The organism is Yersinia intermedia (assembly GCF_900635455.1).
GTDB classification, from domain to species: domain Bacteria; phylum Pseudomonadota; class Gammaproteobacteria; order Enterobacterales; family Enterobacteriaceae; genus Yersinia; species Yersinia intermedia.
Genome location: NZ_LR134116.1, coordinates 4567515 through 4589855, shown reverse-complemented (window position 1 = coordinate 4589855; position 22341 = coordinate 4567515). Strand labels below are relative to the sequence as shown.

The following is a 22341-nucleotide window of genomic DNA, read 5'->3' as shown; positions in this document are numbered from 1 at the left end:
TGATCGTTATCATAAAATTAACATTAAACCAAAAAACATAATTGGCGGATTAAAATCTGTAATTGCCGATGTGCAAATAAGCGTCAACAATCCCTATTGCAGTTGATGTTTACCGTTTCTCTTACCCTGCTTGCACAATAAGAAAGGTACCGAAAGATGAAATTTAAGAACATTTTACTCTCCGCATGTGCCGCGCTGGTGATGATTAGCCAGCCCGGATTCAGTAAAGAAATTAAAATCGGTATGGCGATAGATGATCTGCGCCTTGAACGCTGGCAGAAAGACCGCGATATTTTTGTTAACAAAGCTGAATCACTCGGCGCTAAAGTATTTGTTCAATCTGCAAATGGCAATGAAGAAACACAGATGTCACAAATTGAAAATATGATTAACCGTGGCGTTGATGTGTTGGTTATTATTCCCTATAACGGTCAAGTATTAAGTAACGTTATCGCCGAAGCTAAACGGGAAGGGATAAAAGTATTGGCGTATGACCGTATGATAAATAACGCTGATATTGATTTTTATATCTCATTTGACAATGAAAAAGTGGGTGAATTGCAGGCGAAAAGCCTGGTTGAGCGGGTGCCGCAAGGCAATTACTTCCTGATGGGGGGATCACCCGTAGACAACAATGCCAAGTTGTTCCGTCAAGGGCAAATGACAGTGCTTAATCCACTGATAAAAGACGGGAAAATAAAAATTGTCGGTGACCAGTGGGTTGATGCATGGTTACCAGAAAACGCCTTGAAAATCATGGAAAATGCACTCACTGCCAACAATAACAAGATTGATGCTGTGGTGGCATCCAATGATGCAACTGCTGGCGGGGCGATTCAGGCGTTAGCCGCACAAGGGTTGGCAGGGAAGGTTGCTATTTCCGGCCAGGATGCTGATTTGGCTGCAATAAAGCGAATTGTTGCCGGTACACAAACCATGACCGTATATAAACCAATCAGTAAATTAGCCAATGATGCGGCAGAAATTGCTGTCACACTAGGTAAAGGTGAAGAGCCAAAAGCTAACAGTAAATTAAATAATGGTATAAAAGATGTTCCCGCTTATTTATTAACACCTATTCAAGTTGATAAAAGTAATATTGATAGCACTATCATTGCTGACGGATTCCACAAAAAAGCAGATGTTTATTGATTGGCATATTGCTGATTGGACTTTGTAATAAACGGCCAGTTATTTAATTTATTAACATGGCCGTTATTTAATGTAGCCGCAATGCTATAAAATCAGCGGTATTAAGGAGGGGTTATGCCCTACCTGTTAGAAATGAAGAATATTACCAAGCAATTCGGTGTGGTTAAAGCCGTAGATAATATCAGCCTGACATTAGAGGCTGGGCAAGTATTATCGTTATGCGGTGAAAACGGTTCGGGAAAATCCACACTAATGAAAGTGTTATGTGGTATTTATTCCACCGGCTCTTACCAAGGAGAAATATTTTTTTCAGGTGAAATGTTACAGGCCAAAAATATTCGTGAAACAGAGCAAAAGGGCATTGCAATAATTCATCAGGAACTGGCGTTAGTGAAACAAATGTCGGTACTGGAAAACATGTTCCTCGGTTCTGAATGGGGGCGTTTTGGTATCATGGATTACGATGCCATGTATTTACGCTGCCAGCGGATGCTGGCACAGGTCAAACTGCTCGTCGACCCTCACACTCCCGTGGGTGAGTTGGGCCTTGGGCAGCAACAGCTCGTTGAAATTGCGAAAGCGCTGAATAAACAAGTGCGGCTACTGGTGTTAGATGAACCTACCGCCTCACTGACTGAAAGTGAAACCGCTATTTTGCTGGATATTATCCGTGACCTGCGAAACCACGGTATTGCTTGTATCTATATCTCGCATAAATTGAATGAAGTTAAAGCGATATCCGATCATATCTGTGTGATCCGCGATGGTCGTCATATTGGTACCCGCCCGGCGGCGACCATGAGTGAAGATGACATTATCGCTATGATGGTAGGCCGCGAGCTTAAAGAGCTTTACCCCCATGAAGCCCACCATATTGGCGAAGAAATTCTGCGAGTGGAGAATCTCTGTGCCTGGCATCCAGTCAACCGCCATATTCGCAGGGTTGATGAGGTCTCTTTCACATTAAAACGTGGCGAAATTTTAGGTGTTGCCGGGTTGGTAGGTTCAGGTCGAACCGAAACAGTGCAATGTCTGTTCGGCGTCTATCCGGGCCGTTGGCAGGGAGATATCTTTATTGATGGTAAACCGGTGACCATCAACACTTGCCAGCAAGCAATGAAGCTGGGCATTGCAATGGTGCCAGAAGATCGCAAAAAAGATGGCATCGTACCGGTGATGGGGGTGGGTGCTAATATCACACTGGCGGCCTTGGATGATTTTACCGGCGCTTTTAGCATGCTGGATGATGCCAAAGAGCAATCCACCATTGTGCAGTCCCTGGCCCGATTGAAAGTGAAAACGTCCTCTTCGGAGCTGGCAATTGCCCGCCTTAGCGGCGGTAATCAGCAAAAAGCGATTCTGGCTAAATGCCTGCTACTGAACCCGCAAATTTTGATCCTCGATGAACCAACGCGCGGTATTGATATCGGCGCAAAATATGAAATTTATAAATTAATCAATCAATTGGTCCAGCAGGGGATTGCGGTCATTGTGATTTCCTCTGAATTACCGGAGGTCTTGGGATTAAGTGATCGGGTGTTGGTCATGCATCAGGGGCGCATCAAAGCTGATCTTATTAACCATAACCTGACCCAAGAAAAGGTCATGGAAGCCGCACTCAGGAGTGAAACCCATGTCGCAAGCTAATCAGTCAGAACTGAACTCGCCAGATAATGGCGCTAAAAAGCCGCTATTTCGGCTAAAATCAGTTAATTTGCAAGTCTTTGTCATGTTGGCTGCTATTGCCATTATTATGCTGTTTTTCACCTTTACCACTGAAGGGGCGTATCTCAGCGCCAGAAATATCTCGAATCTTCTGCGCCAAACGGCGATCACCGGCATCTTGGCGGTGGGGATGGTGTTTGTCATTATCTCCGCGGAGATTGATCTGTCTGTCGGTTCGATGATGGGGTTGCTTGGCGGTGTGGCAGCGATTTTTGATGTGTGGCTTGGCTGGCCGTTGCCGCTAACCATTGTGGTTACGCTAGGCTTGGGGCTGGTGTTGGGAGCATGGAACGGTTGGTGGGTTGCCTATCGGAAGGTTCCTTCATTTATTGTCACCCTTGCAGGGATGCTGGCTTTCCGTGGCATCTTAATCGGTATCACCAACGGTACCACGGTATCGCCAACCAGCAATGCGATGTCACAAATCGGTCAAAGCTATCTGCCTAATGGATTCGGTTTTGGTATCGGTGCTATTGGCCTGATGCTGTTTGTGGCCTGGCAATGGCGTCGGCGCAGTCACCGTATTCGGCTGGGTTTGCCCGTTGCGGCACCACAAGGAGATGTTACTCGCCAATCTATTACCGCTGTAATAGTTCTTGGGGCTATATATTTATTGAATGATTATCGCGGCGTACCTACCCCGGTATTGATTCTTACGGCATTGATGCTGGCCGGTATATTTATGGCTACCCGGACTGCTTTTGGCCGCCGGATCTACGCCATTGGTGGCAATATTGATGCAGCCCGTTTATCTGGGGTCAACGTAGAGCGCACTAAACTGGCGGTATTTGCTATCAATGGATTGATGGTGGCCATGGCCGGTTTGATTCTTAGCTCCCGCTTGGGGGCTGGTTCACCTTCTGCCGGTAATATTGCCGAACTGGATGCTATTGCAGCTTGTGTGATTGGCGGTACCAGCCTTGCAGGGGGAATTGGCAGTGTGGCGGGTGCCGTGATGGGGGCATTTATTATGGCTTCTCTCGATAATGGGATGAGTATGCTGGATGTACCCACGTTCTGGCAGTACATTGTCAAAGGTGCGATTTTGTTGCTAGCTGTATGGATGGATTCCGCAACCAAACGCCGGGTTTAGTCCATCCTTCCGCTGGGAGATCAATGCCATACTGCATTGATCTTTCTGCTTATTGAGCCTTGATATCCCACCCATTTCAGGAGCCATTTCCATGTTTGAGAAACGCTACCGGATCACCTTGCTGTTTAACGCTAACAAAGTGTACGACCGGCAAGTGGTGGAAGGGGTCGGCGAGTATTTGCAGGCTTCACAATGTGATTGGGATATCTTTATTGAAGAGGATTTTCGCTGCCGTATCGATAATATTCGAGATTGGTTGGGCGACGGTGTTATTGCTGATTTTGATGATCGGCAGATAGAGCAATTACTGGTAAATGTTAACGTGCCAATAATCGGCGTGGGGGGTTCTTATCATCAACCGGCAGATTATCCACCAGTCGATTATATTGCGACTGACAATGCAGCGCTGGTTGAGGCTGCATTTATGCATTTAAAAGAGAAAGGGTTAAACCGTTTTGCGTTCTATGGTTTACCGGCCAGCAGTGATAAGCGTTGGGCACAAGAGCGTGAATACGCTTTCCGGCAGCTAGTAGCGGCGGAACAATACCAAGGGGTGGTTTATCAAGGTATGGCTACCGCCCCGGCTAACTGGCAATACACCCAAAACCGCCTGGCGGACTGGGTACAGGCCTTACCGCACCAGACCGGTGTTATTGCTGTGACGGATGCACGAGCGCGGCATCTGCTACAAGTGTGCGAGCATCTGGATATCGCGGTGCCAGAGAAGCTGAGTGTTATTGGTATCGATAATGAAGAGTTAACTCGCTATTTATCGCGGGTGGCACTCTCTTCGGTGGTACAGGGGACGCGGCAGATGGGCTATCGGGCAGCCAAGTTGTTGCATCAACGCCTTAATCAGCGCCAAAAACAACAAGAAGCACCGCCATTACAGCGCATTCTGGTGCCACCCGTTAAAGTCATGGCCCGTCGCTCAACGGATTTCCGCTCGCTACGGGATCCGGCAGTGATTCAGGCGATGCATTATATCCGGCATCACGCCTGTAAGGGGATTAAGGTCGAGCAGGTATTAGATGCGGTAGGAATGTCGCGCTCAAATCTGGAAAAGCGCTTTAAGGATGATATCGGGCAGACCATTCATGGTGTTATTCATGAAGAGAAGCTTGATCGGGCGCGTAACTTATTGGCTGCCACTTCCTTGCCTATCAATGAAATATCGCAAATGTGTGGCTATCCATCGCTACAATACTTCTATTCGGTATTCAAAAAAGGCTATTCCATTACCCCGAAAGAGCATCGTGATAAGTATGGCGAAGTGAGTTATTAACTGATTTGGCGCTCCCACTAACATCTCTTACCTTCCCCCCACTTGAGGGGATTATTTATCATGTTTATTGAATGGCTAGCACCATACAATAAACACGTTATAATCACCGCCTTACATCCTCTTCCAAATGGAAGATCATCGTCCCCGGTGGGGCGGCTGGACTTCAAATCCAGATGGGGCCGCCAGCGGTCCCTGGCAGGTTCGACTCCTGTGATCTTCCGCCAAAGCCTATCTCCTGCTTTCTCTCTTCGTCAATAAATCCTTTTATAATCCTATGGTTATAGAGAAAGTAGTCTGTCTGAATCTACCGTGGTCTACTGGTTTCTACCCTATACAGGGGGCATAAAAATACTGTTATTTTAGAGATGCCCCCAAATGAAACTCAATGCCCGCCAGGTAGAGACTGCAAAGCCGAAAGAGAAATCCTACAAGTTGACTGATGGGGGAGGGTTATATCTCGAAGTCAGTGCCAGTGGGGCGAAATACTGGCGTATGAAATACCGCTATGCAGAGGGCAGGCTTAAACTGGAGAACCATCATGAAAGACATTGAATTCATTGGTATCGATCTGGGTCTGGGTAAAAAGTTTACCAGGCCAAAGCTCTTTGAATTTCTGGCAAACACGCTGACAGAATAGCCTGGGCACTGACGGCACGGCAACAGACGTTCCATGCCTAAAGCCAACGAGGATAATAATTTTAAACAGCCAATTATCTAGTTTTGCGAATACTGATTATTGATGATATGAACGGCCAACTGGCCTGTTGAAGAACCTGTAAAACGGAAAGGCTCATCTGAAGCCGTATATTTTCTAGAGGTTCATCAGGCCAGAACTCATCAAGGTGCGGGCAATTAAGCTCATTCAGACGCCGGATAGATTCAAGCAAGCCAACAATATCTTCAAAATCAGTGTTGCAAAAACGGGAGTGACTATAGATTCCGTTTTCCAAGCGGACCCGTTTATCACCAGTGGAACCATTTTATTTGTTGGCTACCTAAAAATGTGGCCACGAAATTTTGCTAACTTTCCTATCCTAATGCGACAGAACCCACTGATCGCCATCACCATCAACTTACCAATATTTGTTTATCTCACAACGCAGTGCTTCTGCGGTTGCCTGTCCGCTTTCAGAGGCCAACGCGCGCCCCGCGATAAACGTTTTGGCTTGGATCCCTTCAAACAGATGGATATCTTCCGGCACAATGCCGCCGGTGATCGACAGCTCCAATCCCAGCTCGGAGAGCGCTCGCATCTTGCTCAAATCTGCCTGCGTCCAACTGATACCGGCCAGCTCGGCATCCCGCGAACGGTGATAAATAGCCTGGGTGATCCCCATATCGACCCACTGTTTGGCATCATTGAGCGTCCAGTTACCATAAATCTCGATCTGGATCTCCCCGCCAAACTCATCGGCCACTTTTTTACAGGCTGCAATGGTGGCAACGTGCGCGGCGGCCGAAACGGTGATCCAGTCTGCTCCTGCAGAGAAGGCCATACGCGCCAGAATGGCACCACCATCGGTGGTCTTCATATCGCAAACAATAATGTGGTTCGGGTGGCGCTCTCGCATAGTGCGTACAGCAGACATCCCTTCAGCGAAAGCCAGAATAGTACCAACCTCGATTACCTCTACATAACCGGCAACATGATCGGCAATATCAACTGCTGTAGCAAGGTCGGTTGAATCCAGAGCGATTTGTAACATTGGCTTGGTCATAATATATTCCCCTTTATTTAAAACCTTGTGGTGATTAAATGGCTTATTGATTTAAATCCGAAGAAAGGCCGTAACAAAAAGTCACTAAAAATAAATAGCAGTTCGGTTTAAATAATTTATCGACTAATTAACGCTGGCCGTAATAGGCATTTTTTACCATGTTTTCTGAAATAGTGTTTGTCAGACAGTTCCTGAGCGATATGTATCGCCGGATTCAAGATCCTAGTAGCAAGAGCCATCGTGGCAACTGCCTCCAAGACCAGTGCGTGTTGCACTCTTGCCCCTGCAAAGTAGTGCATGCCCCGTAATTACCGCACCAGGCAACGTCTGCGGGCGCGTGCAAGGAATATTCCCATAAAAATAATCAGCATGCATGGTTCCCAAGGCGGGAATAACCAGACCGTATCGGGGTAACAGCAGGTTGGTCTCCAGTACAGCCTCTTTCAATAACTTGTACATTGCGTTCTCCTGAGCCGCTTTGGGCACCTCAGATAATTTTAGCCAACGCTTGGTCAATGACGTTAAATACTTCAGCCTTGCTGTGGCATTTTCTTAGCTTGTCAAGATTGATCCCGCTCTCGCTATTTTCATCTTCCAGTACCTGAGTGACCTCCATCAGCCCCTCCATGTGCTCATCCGAAGTGCTACCGGCAAGAGTCACCAATACGTCCACCAACTCATCTTCCCCCTCAAACTTGACCGGGATAGACAGCGTTACTAACGCGAAAGCCGTACGATTTACGCCATTTTCTGGCCGTGCATGAGGCATCGCAAACTGCGGCGCTATCACGATATATGGGCCCATTTTTTCGATGCTGCTGATGATCGCATCGTGATAGCAAGGCTCAACGGCACCCGAGCGTATCAGCATGTCAGTGCCCAGTTTGATGGCACTGCGCCAGTCGGTTGCTGTAGCGCCGAGCAATACCGAATCATTTTCGATTAAAGATTGTTTGAATTTCATATTTTTCTCCTTGCCCACTGCTTTTTGCAGAATGCTCTCTCTGGATTAATTTGCAAAGTTGTGCTTGATGATGCCCAGCAGTTCATCACCAAATGAATTGGGGTTAAGCATATTCTGCACACCCAGCACGAACTTGCCCTCACCGGGAGTCATCTCTCCAGCCAGATGCTTGGAAGAGACGATAATGTCGGTGGTCTGAAGCTTAGTTTTGTAATCTGCCACGGCGCAGGAGTCCATGACATGTGGCACACCATGTTGTTCAAGAAACTTGCCGATCTTCATCTTCATCATCATGGATGAACCCTGTCCGTTTCCGCATACTGCCAGGATCCGTACCGCATTTCTCCCTTTGACAATTTCAGGTTTCCCCTCTGTTGTGATCACTCCGGGTGCTGCCATATCCTCTTCCATACGCAGGGTGCGGGATGCGAAGTACATATAAAGCCCAGTACCAGCCAGCAACACAAAGAAGAACAGAGAAGAGAGCGAGAGGCCCTGCATGATCACCGGGAATACCAGCGCCCAGTCAGCCATGCCCATCCAGCCATTGAAGCTGGTACCGTTGACCGCAAACAGATGAATAGCCCAGGCAGAACCCAAGACTTCGATAATCCCCATCACAAAGCAGATCTTCATCACCGCTCGCCAGCCGCCAAAGTGGTTGGCAAACACCCCAATGGTGGCATTAGAGAAGAACATGGGAATAAAGCCCGGAATGATCATGATCGGCGCCTTGAAGGCCAGCAGTGTCAGCACGGCAAGGAACTGGCCAATGGCTCCCCACATGAAGCCAAATACCATGGCATTGGGCGAGTAGGCGTAGATGGCGGCGCAGTCGATAGCAAGCACGGCATTAGGAATGACGCGCTCGGAGATCCCCTTGAATGCCTCGGATAGCTCGGCAACGAACATACGTACACCAACAACGATGATCTGAATCGCGACCGCAAACTTGAGACCGGTCTCAAGAATGTAAATTGACCAGTGGGTCTGGCCCGCCATCTTTTGCAGGTTATCTAGACCAAACGAAAGTAGGATTATGCCGAAGAAGATGGTCATCACGATGGCTGTCGCCGTGATGCTGTCGTGGAAAATGTGCAGCCATTTGGGCAATTTCAGATGGTCGACACTCTCCTCCTTGTTGCCAAGTCTGGGCGCAATCTTAGTGGCGATCCAAGATGCAACCTGTTGCTGGTGACCAATCGAGAAACCAGCCCCCCCTGTAACTTCTTGGGTTGGCTTAAACATGATGTTGGAGGAGATCCCCCAATAGAGCGCCATGATGACAGCAGAGTAGAGAATGGTTTCCCACATCGATGCCCCTATCACCATGTAGAAAACCGCGATCAGACCAACTTGCTGAAACATGATGTGGCCGGTCAGCATGATGGTGCGGATCCCGGTATAACGGCGCAGCAATACCAGCAGAATATTGAGCGCCAGGGCCAGCAATACGGCATAGCCGACCCAAGAGTAGTTTTCTCCCATCGTCTCCATGGTGGCCATCATGGTGGTATAGGGATCAATCACTGAACCGGTGAGATGATGATACTCCGCAATCTTATCCACTACTGGCTTGAAGCCTGCCACCAGGGTGCTGGCACCGACCTGGACAAGCATGAAACCAACAATGGTCTTCACCGTGCCCTTGATGACAGTGGTACCATCCTGTTTGAGTAGCAGATAGCCAATACAGGTCACCAGCCCCAACAGCAAGGGGGCTTTGGTCATAACTTGACTGTAAAAAATGAAAAAAACGTTGTAGAGGGTTTCCATATTTATGCTCCGTCCAGATGAGGACAACTCATTGCTATTGGATTGGTGTGTACATATAACCGTTCATATGGGCATTGCTTTACCTGACTCCCCGCGAGCAGATTCAACTGTCTCCACTCACTACAAGATCTGAAATAATCATACATGCTCATTATTTGATTTATTGTGATGAAGATCTTGGTCGAGATAATCTATTCCCTGCATTATCCGAATGTAAAATTTAGGTTAAATGGATGATGGCAACCATACAAAAAATCCGCATAAGTCAAATAAAAATGTTAAACAACAATTAATTCAATGTGTTGAATGATGCTGTATTTCTATATCGAGATAAACTGTTGCAGTTGTCACAAAAAAATCACGCCAATCATTGATAATCATATTGCGCAGATATATAGTCATTAGAAATCAAAACAAATCATTGGCTCGCAACCATGTAGGCCATGTCATCACCTGATGAATCACAACTGTGTGAATCATCCAAACCAGAAAGGTATGTCAGATGAGCAAGATTGATGAAATCACCCGTGAGTCATGGATCCTCAGCACCTTCCCCGAGTGGGGCACCTGGCTGAATGAAGAGATTGAGCAGGAAGATGTAAAACTGAACACCTTCACCATGTGGTGGCTGGGCTGTACCGGTATCTGGTTAAAGTCTGAAGGCAATACTAATATCGCCATCGACTTCTGGTGTGGCACGGGCAAGAGAACCCACGGCAACCCCCATATGAACAAGCAGCATCAGATGATGCGGATGGGAGGAGTCCGCAAGCTGCAACCTAACCTTAGAACCTCTCCGTTCGTGCTCGATCCTTTCGGTATCAAACAGATAGATGCAGTACTCGCTACCCATGATCATGCCGACCACATCGACGTCAATGTGGCTGCTGCCGTCCTGCAAAACTGCGGTGAGCATGTGAAGTTCATCGGCCCCAAAGCCTGTGTCGAACTGTGGCAACGCTGGGGAGTCCCTGCCGAGCGTTGTGTGGTGGCTCATGTCGGTGACGAGATCCCGGTGGGGGATATCATTATCCAGGTGCTTGATGCATTTGACCGTACTGCCTTGGTCACTCTACCGGCAGGCGTATCTTCTCAAGACAAGAGCATCCTTGATGGCATGGATGATCGAGCGGTGAACTATCTGGTCAAGACATCAGGCGGTAACCTCTACCACTCTGGCGACTCTCACTACTCTAACTACTATGCCAAGCATGGCAACGACTACCAGATCGATGTGGCTCTACTCTCCTACGGTGAGAATCCGCGCGGCGTGACCGACAAAATGACCTCATCAGACATCTTGCGTGCCGGGGAATCCCTCAATACCAAAGTAGTGATCCCATTCCATCACGATATCTGGGCCAACTTCCAGAGTGACCCCCGTGAAATCGAAGTACTTTGGAACATGAAAAAAGAGCGTCTCGGCTATCGTTTCAGCCCCTTCTTCTGGCAAGTCGGTGGCAAGTACACCTTCCCGACCGACCAGAACAAGCGACACTACCAGCACCCGCGCGGTTTCGATGACATATTTATTGACGAGCCGGAATTGCCTTACAAATCCTTCCTGTAAATCCTCCGAGTAACACCAGGGAAGGTGATTGATATGTACCAACAAGGTGTCATATCAATCACCGCTGCTTAACCACTCACCAGGAAGAACAGACGATGAACTATCTCGCCCTGGCCCTCGACCTCGATGGCACCACGTTGACCAGTGCTCATCCCATCATCCGGTTCATTACATGGACGCACTGCAACAATGGGCTACCAGCTTTCCACCTCCGCTCCGGCCACAGATGGCCTGCGTTCACTCCTTTGAAGATGAGTTGGCAAACAGTCTCCATGTCTGGAAGTTCGTCGCAGAGGAAGATATCGCGACCATTCAGGCTTTCTCAAGCCATCCTTGGGTTCGTGAACACTTCAGTGGCGAGCAGTCTTGGTCCAATCGGATTGACTTTGCCCGGATGCGACTGCGGGAATATCTCGAACAGCAAGGGATCAATCCTGCCCAGTTGGTTGCCATCGGAGACAACCATAACGATACCTCCATGCTTTGCCTCGCAAGCATTGCCATGGCCAATGCCGAGTCACAGGTCAAGCGGATGGCCGATCGGGTAACCTCCGAGAGTAACGACAAACTCGGGATCCTTGATGTGCTGAACACCTATTTTCCTATCTGAAATGCAGGAGCTTGTATGCATAACTTTGACCATACCTTTCGCCTTGGCCTTTATGAAAAAGCGATACCATCCACACTAGCTTGGGAAGAGAAAATTCTTTCGGCCAAAGAGCTTGGCTTCGATTTTATCGAAATATCCATTGACGAGTCAGACGAAAAGCTGCAACGGCTGGATTGGTCAGATGCCGAGATCTATCAACTTAGACACCTATGCGAGAAGCACAGCTTCCCGCTGCAATCCATGTGCCTGAGCGCCCATCGCCGATTTCCATTTGGCTCACGAGATCCAGCTATCCGCGAGACGGCGGCGCTCATTATGCAAAAAGCGATCAATCTGTCGTATAAACTTGGTATTCGCTGTATCCAGTTGGCAGGCTATGACGTCTATTACGAGCCACAAAGTGAAGAAACCCATCAACATTTCATTCAAGGGATGAAAGCGGCGACCAAAATGGCTGAACGGGCTGGTGTCATGCTGGGTGTGGAGATCATGGATACCCCCTATCTTAACTCTCTGAGCAAATTTGAAGTGCTGAAAAAGATGATACCGTCCCCCTACTTTATGGCCTATCCGGACGTCGGCAATATCACGGGCTGGAACTATGACACCTGCACCGAACTGCAATTGAGTGCAGATCATATTGTGCAGATCCATCTCAAAGACACTCTTAAGGTATCGGGCAATAGCCAGGGACAGTTCCGTGATCTGGTCATCGGGGAAGGAGAGGTTGACTTTGCCGCCATTTTTAAAACCTTGGCAAAAATGGGTTACAGCGGGCCATTAGTGCTGGAGATGTGGGCCAAGGATGCGCAATGGACCAACAACCTGAAAATAGCCAAAGCGCGACTGGTAACGATGGGACAACAAGCCGGTCTGTCACTTGCCTGATATCTAGCCACCAAAAGAATTTGCAAGGTAGCTGTCATTAAAAATTATGCGCGATATAATCATACTCCAATCAAGTTAAATCATAATTAGGCATGATATGACAGAAGCACATCGCCATAACGCCATTTTGGAATTGCTCGATCAGAAACGTCACCTTTCGGTCAGCAGTATAATGCAAGCCTTTGATATTTCGCCGGCAACCGCTCGTCGCGATATCAACAAGCTCAATGATTCCGGCAAGCTGCGCAAGGTGCGTAACGGTGCTGAAGCATTGATGCAAGTGAGAAAGCCACACTGGTCGCCCCTTGACAGCAACGAGAGCCTGAATCATAACGAAAAGGTGCGCATCGCCCAGGCTGCCGCAGCCCTGATCAAACCGGGCGAGAGCGCGGTAATCAACTGTGGATCCACCGCTTTCATGTTGGGTCAGGAGATCTGCAGGCAGGATGTCCAGGTCATCACCAATTACTTCCCACTTGCCAACTATCTTATAGAGAATGACCATGACGGCGTGGTCATCATCGGTGGTCAATACAATAAGTCACAATCCATCACCCTGGCTCCGCAAGACGAGATATCTTCCCTCTATGCAGGGCACTGGGTATTCACAAGCGGTAAAGGTGTTACCGCAGATGGTCTCTACAAGATGGATGTGCTGACCGCCATGGCAGAGCAGAAAATGCTCAATCATGGGGGCCGACTGGTGGTACTAGCCGACAGCAGTAAGGTGGGGCAACGGGCAGGCATTCTGTTTTGTTCAGCCAGCAAGATAGACATTCTGATCACCGGCAAAGATGCGGATCAAAAGGTCGTGCAGCAGCTCCGAGCCAAAAACGTACAAGTTATTCTCGTCTAGGTATGTCAGTAACCCATTCAGGACTTAAACATTGGTGCCGACATACTGACCTTAAAACCGAGATTAGACAGCTTAAACAGCAATTATCCTCCTCACAACAGAACATGATTGCCCGCAATGCCGGACACTTTGTTAGAGATATAATGAGCAACACTAACGAGGTGAAAATGCGAAAAAAAATCATTTACTCATGAGTTTAAACAGGAGTGCTTCAATCTGGCTCTTCAGCATAAGAACCCGGTGACTCAGGCTGTTGAAACAATGAATGTTGGTTTTTCAACCGTTCAACCTTACAACACTGGCTACGGCAGTATCACGGAGAGATTCGCGGGAACACACTGATAGCCAGTGCTATAAAACCGGAACAACGGCGAATACAGGAACTTGAAAAACAGGTACGGCAGTTGCAGAGCGACAATGACCGGTTAAAAAAGGCTTCGGCCTTCTTCGCCATGGAAATGAACAACGACATAAACGCCCTGGGCGTCGTCGCTATCCACGCGGTAGAAAACCCGAAGTCAGGGGAATATTGATGTTATTGATTATACTGACATTTTTTATAATCTGAAAAGGCGGCATTATCGGCTGGGAAATATGCCGCCGGATGAATATGAACGCCGACTACAGCAATGTGCCTAAATCCGTGTCCGGCTTTAGTTGACTGAATACCCTGAATCAATCCTATCTGCCCGTTGAAGTCCGTACCGCTGTTTATCGTCGTGCTCTGGCCCATGCCTATCTTGATACCTGTGTGTTGTGCTTTCCTTGTATAAGGGAAGTCATGGTGAATAACAGTATTTTGCTGCGCGTAAAAGGAATTTAGAGTAAATCCTTACCAAGGGTTATCGATTTTATAGTATTGCTGTTAAGTAGATCTTCAGCGCTGAACGCGGGCCAATACCAGCCTTGTAAGGCCCAAGCCCCGCTCTGACTCAGTTCTGCAAGATGTTCCGCTGTCTCCACTCCCTCTATTACTAGTCGCGTACCGACTTCAGCAGCAGTCTGACGTAGAGCGTCAATGAATAAATGACCGCTCAATGAATTATTCAGGCGGCGAAATACACTGGCATCAAGTTTGATTGCTTCAAACTGTCGAGTCATTAATGCCTGCAAGTTGGCGCTCCCAATGCCAAAATCATCGAGCCACAATGGACAAATACGTGCCAGTGAATGTAGTAATGGGTCTTTGTCTGGAACGATTTTTTGGGTGAAAAAGTGTTCGTTAATTTCCAAACGCAGCAGTGGAGACAGGGTTTTCAACGTATCAGCCTGGTCTATACAGGCATGTGCAAGAACCCGGTTTACGTTTAAGCTAACTCGCACACCACGATGTTCCAACCAAGATTTGAGCATCATTAGGCATTGTAGTTGCCAGTCAAGGATTTGCGAGGCTACATTTGAGGTCACGGCCATATAGAAATCAGTAGGTAGTAGAGTGTCCTTACTCGTATCATGACTTCTCAGGCGTGTTAGGGCCTCAAGCGCGATTAATACCCCTTTAGGTGAATAGAGTGGTTCAAAAACCAGATTCAATGAATAGCGTACGCCACTGATAGTCACCAGTAGCGTAGAACCGTTAGACTCTTGGTGGTGCTCATCCGAGGAAAGTGCAGGTGATAACTCTATATCTGAAAGTTTTTTTTCGTTGGTTGTGATTTCTAACATAGTAAAGGCTGTATTATCCTGAATACCGTCCTGATTCATGTCAAGGACACGAATGTGTGCGGGTTCTTGTGTATGTAACCTCCAGTGTAAGGAATTGTGGAGGCCGTGAGGAACCAGATCAACGAGACCCTCATTCGTTAGTTTTAATAAAAGATAGCGGGCTTTATAAATTGTCAAATCGCAAAGTTCTGCCACCTGTCGAGTATTTGGCCAAAGTTCAGAGTCTGAACCAGGGAGGATATTTCTGTCTTGAGATAATGAAATAATGGCATTAAGAACGTCAATTTTCTTACTTTCATTCGCGTTTTTTTTCATTATGCACCCTAACCCAAATATTACAGTTAATTAAAATTTACTGGATAAGTAAGCTTCTTCTTACACTCAATAAACCCATTAAGAATTCAATAATTCACTTTTTTGGGGAATATGGCTTTCCGTCTGGTGCTCGTGTTTCAGTATCATTAATGTAGTAATAAAGACAATTCGCAGATTATTATATCGAATTTTAAAGTTGTACGATCGATAAATTTAAAAAAATGAAAAATTCAAACTTAAGCTCTGCCTTGTTATTTTAATGCGATACTAAAAGTCGCAAATTCAATATTTTCATATTAAAGGTGTGCTTATATTTTTTATAAATTTCAACCTTTTTGGTACTTATATTTTATATATCTTTATGTAGGGTGCTTTTTTCGTTAGTTGCGACTCGTACAAGTGATTTTTTGAGGTTTTTAAATAATAAATCAAGAGGAGATATAGCGATTCATAATGGGTATTATTCCTGTTAGTAATAGGGAGTTAGCAATAATTAGAATGAAATGGCTAAGGGAGTTGTTAGTGGTTTATATATTTAATTTATGATGGTTAGCTCTACTTACAAGTAAATGATCTGCAGGTAGGGTTATATTATGATGTTAAATAAAATTATGATATTTTAGATGGAACATATTTTTATGAATTTATGTCAAAAAATTATTATTTTATAGCATGACTAGTTGTGATAATTTAGATTGATTCTTTGGTGCAGTAAAGTTAGATGAATTACACATGTTAATATTGTTGGTCTTATTTTTGTCATAATTTTTCAATTTGACTTCTGCAACACAATAAATAACCAAAACAATTATTCCCGTACTGGTTACTGATAGAAAAACTAAGTATCAGGGTAAGCCTGAATCTGAGTTCATATATAAAAATAAGTGCGTAAAACATCGACTTCAAGTAATAATATGTATATGAGACATTATATGGTTCATATTTACAGTGTTTTTACTCATATGTCATAGTGAACGTTGCTGTTGAATTTGCTACGCCACCATTACTGATAGCTGATGTTTTAATATAGCGTGCTTTGAGTGGTATACTTACTTGACCACTCGTAGTTGTGGCTACTGCAGTCGGTGTGCCGATAACGATAGGTGAAGAACCTGTGATAATCTGAACACCATAACCACTGGCAGCACCATCGGTGCCGCTATTATTTAGACTCAACGCAGTGGTTGAGCCATTCACGGTGTTGCCATCCAATTGCATCTTGACTTGTACCCCTGAACTTGGGCAAGTGAGAGGGATAGTGAATGCCGTTGCATTACTTGTGCTTCCTACCGCGGTAAATATGGACGAATTCACATTACCGATAGGTACAGTGATATCAGAAGAATTAACTGTACAGGCTGAGTCAACAATAGTGACAGCACTTAGATTTATTGCGTTATAGATATTAGTACTCGGACTTCCACATGATAAAGTGGCGATCTGGCCTGTTGTAATAATGCCACTTTGTACGCTAGCGGCTGTTTTATACAACTCTACTATATAAGGAGCTGGTTGCGTGTACCCAGTTCCATTCCTAACCTCTTCTTTAGGAAACATATTGGCACTACTCGTATTTGCAACGTACACTCTAATACCGATCCCAGGGATGTTTGTATCATAAATACCATTTCCCAAACTGCTCAGAGAGGTAAATCTGGTTAAATTATAATAAAGTGTTCCCACAATATTGAGTATATTACCACTACCAATAGACACTGTCTTGGTGGCAATAAGACCACCAACTGCTGTTGAGGTGACAGTCTGCGTACCAAAGGTAACTGTTCCTGTCGATGTTCCCTTGGCGGGGCAAGCTGCGTATACATTTACCGATAGTATTACTCCGACTATTGCAAGAAGAGATAAAATAGATATCTTACTTAATCTGTATGCGATCGTATTACAACTACATATTACATTTTTCATCATGCCCCCTGAAATAGGCTATTATTGACAAATAGATGTCAGTTTATATATCACTGTTTTTTTCGTTGTTTGTTGTGTGGGTAGAGTAACATTTGCAATACATTGGTTTTTACCCCAAGTTACTTTCAATACACTCTTATCCGAAACGCCACTAAGGTAAACTTCTCCATGCTCATCCACGATACCGGTAATAAGATTTTTATCACTCTGAAGTGATACTATTGCACCAAAAGGCACTGTTCCATTTTTATAGTGGAGGGTCATTAATACTCTATTCCCCACGCGGGTATTAAAATCAGCTAAAACCAAGGCTCCTTGAGTTGGTACAACCGATTGTGTTGCTGTATCAATATCAATATCGTCATTAAACGTCTCTGGATTAAGCGCAATGCGGTTTTCACGATAGGCACTCACGTATGGTACTATTGTGTATCCCCGCCAATCCGTGGCAACCCCTGTTTGATTCTGAATGCTGACATCTTTGGCTTTTGGAGCACGGACTAGCGCAAAGGTATCACCCAGAGGTTGGCTCAATGTCACACCATATGGATGGACTACAATTCCACCAGATACACCATAATTTTCCTGCTGAGAATTCCGATTGTAGTTATATCCTCCACGGAGTTCCCCATAGCTCCCTTTATAATCTGCATTTATATTACCACCATTGCCTTCCCCTTTATTGCCGTAGCTCTCTTGTACGGAATAACTCAAGTTATTATTCGCCAGCATAGTTCCAGCAATACCAACCTGATTGCGTGTCGTTCCATTCTTACTGGTATTAACGTTATAGCTGGCCCAGCTATTAGGAAGCCATTTACTGAGTGGGATCTGCACACTGAATGCAATCTGTTGATCTGAGTCGTGACCCTTTATTTTTGTATTAGTATAGTTCAACCCATAGCTGATATTGTTTAACGTTAAGTTATAACCAGCATTAAAAGTGCGCTCGTGCCCTTCTTGATGCCAATAATCTTGCTGGTAGGCTGTAATATAGGCACTGCCAAAACTGTCCAAGGATTGGTTTATTTGAATCTGTATTTTACTGCGCTTGTTGTATTGATACACTTGATTATTTGTATCCCATAACCCTATTTCATTTGCCTCTTTGAAGTCATAGAATCCCTCAGTAGAATAGCGATAACCGGCCAGAGTAAAAGTTGTCCCGCTCTGGAAAACATCTTTTGCATATTGCATACGATAGGATTGGCCGTCGTGCTTACTATTATCTTTCAATGTAGTATTCGCTTGAGTTATATCGAAAGAAAGCGATCCATAGTCACCAAAGCCTTGTCCCCATCCAAACAGGAATGAACTATAATTATCTGAAATCTCAGTACCCGCATAAGCGGTACTTGAACTAGTGAGGCCGTAAGCTGCATAAGATTGAATAAATTTTGGTGTACTAGCCCCTTTGGTCAAGGTTCGATATTCCCCACCCGTAATAGCATATTTTATTTGCCCTTCCCGTTGCATCACTGATACTGCCGAGAAAGGTTGAACAAATGTATGTTCACTACCATCCATTTCACGAATGGTGACATCAAGGTTGCCACTGTTTGCCGTCGGATACAGATCGTGAATAGCAAATGCACCAGGAGCTACATAACTTTGGTAAATGATATAGCCGTTCTGACGAATGGTAACTTGTGCATTAGTTCGAGCAATACCGCGAACAACAGGAGCAAATCCACGCATGCTATCGGGTAACATGTTGTCATCAGATGCTAACTGAATGCCGCGAAACTGCACGCTATCAAAAATGTAACCTGGTGTGGCACTCTCCCCTAAGACCATCTGGGCACGTAAGAACTGAATATCACGCTGAAGATAAGTGTTAATATTTTGCCAATGACGTTCACGTTTCGGGCTGGATGTGTTTTCGGTAGTTGCGTATTGGCCAGCATTGTCAGTGTAAGTAGAATAATTACGTAGCCGCCAAGGACCTATATTTAGGCCACTATTCAGATTCAGATAAATGCTGTTATCAGTAGTCTTATCGTCATTGTTCTTCTGCTGGGTATTTGCACCGCTCAGGTTATAGTTAGTAAATAAAGCGGGTAGCCCCTGATCCCAACGAGCTGGATCTACCATATCGCGGGGGCGAAGATCTAATACAGCCTGTGGAATACTGATATCTAATCGCTGTTGACTAAAATCAAAGTTTGTATCGGCTGAAGGGATAATTTTATTTAAATCAAGAATCACTGCATCGGGATTTAATCGATCAAATGCGGCGATATCATGAATTTTGACACCTATTTTATCTAATTCAGCCACTGTAATTTCTGGGACCAGTTTTTTTTCTTGTTTAACAAACATGACATCACGTGAGGTGTCATAAAGTTTACCATTAAGATAGATATCTACCCGATAAATACCAGGTAACTGCTCATTTTGAGAAAAGATACTTAGATCAACTGATTTTGAATTATCTTGTAAATCAATAGCATTAGGATCAAAGTAATCCTCTGACCAAACGGGAGAACATAGAATTACGCCTCCGATTAATACTGTAATATGTAAAGCGTACAGGCGCGGAAACGTTTTTATAAAAAAATAAAACTTTCTGTTCATGAGCAAGCCCTTCCATATTTAACGTCATTGCTGCGCTGTTTCACTGGTGCCGCCATAATCAGTAATTGCTTTCCAAGAGATCGTTCCTGATTCTGACGATGAAAGAGGCAGGCTAGTCGTGCTTTTAGGCGCAATCATTCCAGGGTTATTGATTTCATACTTGCCCACATGTAATGAATAAAAAGAAACAAAATAGGGTGTTGGATTAGTAATAGTCAGGAGTCCATTGGAATGGACAAAGGTTAAGCGCTTATAGGCCTCTTGAGGATTACCATCAAGTTTGGCTGGTCGGAAAAAAAGTTTGATACGAGTTCTGACTGAAATCTGCAAGCGATTGATTAATTTTTTATCTGTGGCTGCAATAGATTTAATGTTAAGCCAAAAGACGGATTCACGATCGGTTGGTAACGAGTCATCGGTATAGATAATACGTAAAAGATTCTCTTGTCCCATATTTAAACGAAACAATGGTGGTGTAATAATAAATGGCGGTTTTTTACTGTCTTTTTCTGATGAATTATCTATCCATGATTGAATGAGATAAGGTAAGTTATCGGGGTTTTTTACCGATAAAGACACTTCCTTTTTATTAGCGTCATATATTATTCGCGTACCACCAACGATAACACCAGCATGAGAAATGGTTGCAACCATAAATATCAAATATAGAAATATAAAAATTTTTTTAGAATAGTTCATGATATGCATCGCTTATAAAAATCGAATAATAGGGAGTGTTGACCCCCTATTATTTACTTAATAAACATAAGTATCACAGTGTTAAATACACGAATACTTAGTTGTATATGACGGAGAATTGGGTCACTCCATCTGCTATACCTGCGGTCGATTGACCCGTTGCCATGTATTTTGCGATGTAGTTTAGAGTGGCTGTTCCTGTAGGACTGCTACCGACGATAGGTTTTGCAGCCGAAGCCGTATTCAGTGGAATCTGTGTTGTGCCATCTTGTTCATATAATGCGATGCCTACATTAGTTGCTACACCAGCACCGGATGTTATGGCCAATAAATCTGGATTACTGGTATTGTGTGTACCGTCGAATTTAACACTAACATTTCCAGCGACAGCACAATCTGTTAATGCAATCGAAAATGCTGTTGGCGCAGCTGTCGCTCCTGATGTTGCAAGAGCATTACTACTCACTGTACCAAGTGCAATTGTTTGAGAGGCTGATGCAGGGTTTACTGTACAAGCTGGATCAATAATATTCCCTGTAAAATTAATTGTACCATCGGCAGCATTTGCTACTGATAACGTAGAGCCGCTAACTATCATTATTGATAAAGCGATCAATTTACTTTTCATAAAATCCTCTTGAGAGCATAGATAAATAGTCTTTATTTCTGAGAGTAGTTGGGGTTATTGAAATATATTCATCACCTAAGAAAAGAATATACAACTTCCTCTCATTCACGATTTTATTCCAAAAATTGCAATAACGATAAAGGGCTTTTAATTAGCCACAAAAATAAGCCATAATTTTTAACAAACCATGAAGTAATTTTGTGAGTTCTAATTGCTACTCATAAAGAATGAATTATTCAGTCGTCGTATTGCGTGCTTATTATGACAGCCTGCCAACTGATAATTAAAGGGGAAAATTGATAAAATATAAAGCACGTAGCGAAATACTTAATGACTGGATTATTAAATATGTTTGCGACTCCATATGTCGCCATATGCATTATCATCAAATTAAATCCCTAAAAATGATCTTTAATCAAAAAATCTTGATAGATGTTGTGTACAGGAACTATAGGTGATTTTTACACTTCTTTTATTCCTGTAACTCATTGTATTTATTTAATTTTTAATTATTAAGACCGATGGTTGCCGTTTCTTTATGACTGCATCAGGGTCAATAACCGCGGGGATGAAGCTCATCCATTTCGATGTTGTCGGGTTCGCACAATGAGTGGTGATTCGATGTCTGAAGGTTTTTTGGCTAGGCGCTATGAAGTGTGGGCGGCATACGCAAGGTGACGTTATCGCGATCAAGTATGTAGATGATGTTGTGCTTGAGTTCTAGGTACATAATAGATGTATGGTGTTTGTGCTATGCCAGTTGTACCAGCAATAGTCCCATTATATTAATGACGCTTTTGCAACATGCCAGAACTGCGAGCCGCTTGTATTTGTCCAGACTGACTGGTGTATGAGTAAAACTTTTTACGCCAATGAATCACATCGACTAATGTGTCG

General features: G+C 44.7%; 16 protein-coding genes, 1 tRNA gene and 3 pseudogenes. 11 read left to right on the top strand and 9 right to left on the bottom strand.

What is annotated here, in order from left to right; translation table 11 throughout:
• The first annotated feature begins 156 nt into the window (after positions 1 to 156).
• From xylF to EL015_RS20935, 6 genes and pseudogenes are all read left to right on the top strand, one after another.
• On the top strand, positions 157 to 1152 hold the full coding sequence (xylF, locus tag EL015_RS20960; protein ID WP_005186910.1) for a D-xylose ABC transporter substrate-binding protein: 996 nt from the start codon (positions 157 to 159) through the stop codon (positions 1150 to 1152).
• 114 nt (positions 1153 to 1266) lie between these two features.
• Entirely contained in the window at positions 1267 to 2799 is a 1533-nt protein-coding gene (locus EL015_RS20955; protein WP_005186913.1) for a xylose ABC transporter ATP-binding protein, read from the top strand.
• The gene (xylH, locus tag EL015_RS20950) at positions 2786 to 3970 is read left to right on the top strand and encodes a xylose ABC transporter permease XylH (RefSeq protein WP_032906766.1); all 1185 of its coding nucleotides are present in this window, start codon (positions 2786 to 2788) and stop codon (positions 3968 to 3970) included. Before EL015_RS20955 ends, xylH begins: the two co-directional genes overlap by 14 nt.
• A gap of 91 nt (positions 3971 to 4061) precedes the next feature.
• Positions 4062 to 5255 (top strand): D-xylose utilization transcriptional activator XylR, encoded by a 1194-nt coding sequence (gene xylR / locus EL015_RS20945; protein ID WP_005186917.1) that lies wholly within the window; start codon positions 4062 to 4064, stop codon positions 5253 to 5255.
• Positions 5256 to 5384: 129 nt separating this feature from the next.
• A tRNA-Sec gene (locus EL015_RS21770) sits at positions 5385 to 5479 on the top strand.
• A gap of 151 nt (positions 5480 to 5630) precedes the next feature.
• A pseudogene (locus tag EL015_RS20935) lies at positions 5631 to 5762 on the top strand (Arm DNA-binding domain-containing protein); the annotation flags it as partial.
• Between the two features lie 566 nt (positions 5763 to 6328).
• Here the strand turns inward: EL015_RS20935 and EL015_RS20930 are convergent.
• From EL015_RS20930 to EL015_RS20915, 4 genes and pseudogenes are all read right to left on the bottom strand, one after another.
• Positions 6329 to 6973, bottom strand: coding sequence for a 3-keto-L-gulonate-6-phosphate decarboxylase UlaD (locus EL015_RS20930; protein WP_005186922.1), 645 nt, complete (start codon positions 6971 to 6973; stop codon positions 6329 to 6331).
• Between the two features lie 127 nt (positions 6974 to 7100).
• Positions 7101 to 7375, bottom strand: a pseudogene (locus EL015_RS22130) (class II aldolase/adducin head domain-containing protein); the annotation flags it as partial.
• Positions 7376 to 7460: 85 nt separating this feature from the next.
• Entirely contained in the window at positions 7461 to 7937 is a 477-nt protein-coding gene (locus tag EL015_RS20920) for a PTS sugar transporter subunit IIA (RefSeq protein WP_032906767.1), read from the bottom strand.
• A 45-nt stretch (positions 7938 to 7982) separates the two neighbouring features.
• A complete protein-coding gene (locus EL015_RS20915; RefSeq protein WP_005186928.1) occupies positions 7983 to 9713 on the bottom strand; it encodes a PTS ascorbate-specific subunit IIBC in 1731 nt (576 codons plus the stop codon).
• Between the two features lie 502 nt (positions 9714 to 10215).
• Here EL015_RS20915 and ulaG point away from each other — a divergent pair.
• The 5 genes and pseudogenes from ulaG to EL015_RS22225 all read left to right on the top strand — a co-directional run.
• Positions 10216 to 11283: an L-ascorbate 6-phosphate lactonase gene (gene ulaG / locus EL015_RS20910; protein ID WP_005186931.1), complete on the top strand. Its 1068-nt coding sequence runs from the start codon at positions 10216 to 10218 to the stop codon at positions 11281 to 11283.
• Between the two features lie 172 nt (positions 11284 to 11455).
• A complete protein-coding gene (locus tag EL015_RS20905; protein WP_050413762.1) occupies positions 11456 to 11893 on the top strand; it encodes an HAD hydrolase family protein in 438 nt (145 codons plus the stop codon).
• A 15-nt stretch (positions 11894 to 11908) separates the two neighbouring features.
• Positions 11909 to 12781 carry an L-ribulose-5-phosphate 3-epimerase gene (locus EL015_RS20900; protein WP_005186940.1) on the top strand — a complete coding sequence of 291 codons (873 nt, stop codon included), beginning with the start codon at positions 11909 to 11911 and terminating at the stop codon, positions 12779 to 12781.
• Between the two features lie 97 nt (positions 12782 to 12878).
• A complete protein-coding gene (ulaR, locus tag EL015_RS20895; protein WP_005186945.1) occupies positions 12879 to 13637 on the top strand; it encodes an HTH-type transcriptional regulator UlaR in 759 nt (252 codons plus the stop codon).
• A gap of 661 nt (positions 13638 to 14298) precedes the next feature.
• Positions 14299 to 14388: pseudogene (locus tag EL015_RS22225) on the top strand (DUF5375 family protein); the annotation flags it as partial.
• A 68-nt stretch (positions 14389 to 14456) separates the two neighbouring features.
• On the opposite strand, the gene EL015_RS20890 reads toward EL015_RS22225, so the two are convergent.
• The 5 genes from EL015_RS20890 to EL015_RS20870 all read right to left on the bottom strand — a co-directional run bounded on the left by EL015_RS20890 (position 14457) and on the right by EL015_RS20870 (position 21444).
• On the bottom strand, positions 14457 to 15617 hold the full coding sequence (locus EL015_RS20890) for an EAL domain-containing protein (protein ID WP_005186952.1): 1161 nt from the start codon (positions 15615 to 15617) through the stop codon (positions 14457 to 14459).
• Between the two features lie 954 nt (positions 15618 to 16571).
• Positions 16572 to 17543 carry a fimbrial protein gene (locus EL015_RS20885; protein WP_005186955.1) on the bottom strand — a complete coding sequence of 324 codons (972 nt, stop codon included), beginning with the start codon at positions 17541 to 17543 and terminating at the stop codon, positions 16572 to 16574.
• A gap of 18 nt (positions 17544 to 17561) precedes the next feature.
• Entirely contained in the window at positions 17562 to 20117 is a 2556-nt protein-coding gene (locus EL015_RS20880; protein WP_005186958.1) for a fimbria/pilus outer membrane usher protein, read from the bottom strand.
• Between the two features lie 24 nt (positions 20118 to 20141).
• The gene (locus EL015_RS20875; RefSeq protein WP_032906792.1) at positions 20142 to 20816 is read right to left on the bottom strand and encodes a fimbrial biogenesis chaperone; all 675 of its coding nucleotides are present in this window, start codon (positions 20814 to 20816) and stop codon (positions 20142 to 20144) included.
• 97 nt (positions 20817 to 20913) lie between these two features.
• Complete coding sequence (locus EL015_RS20870) at positions 20914 to 21444, bottom strand: fimbrial protein (RefSeq protein WP_005186964.1); 531 nt, start codon at positions 21442 to 21444, stop codon at positions 20914 to 20916.
• Between the last annotated feature and the right edge of the window lie 897 nt (positions 21445 to 22341).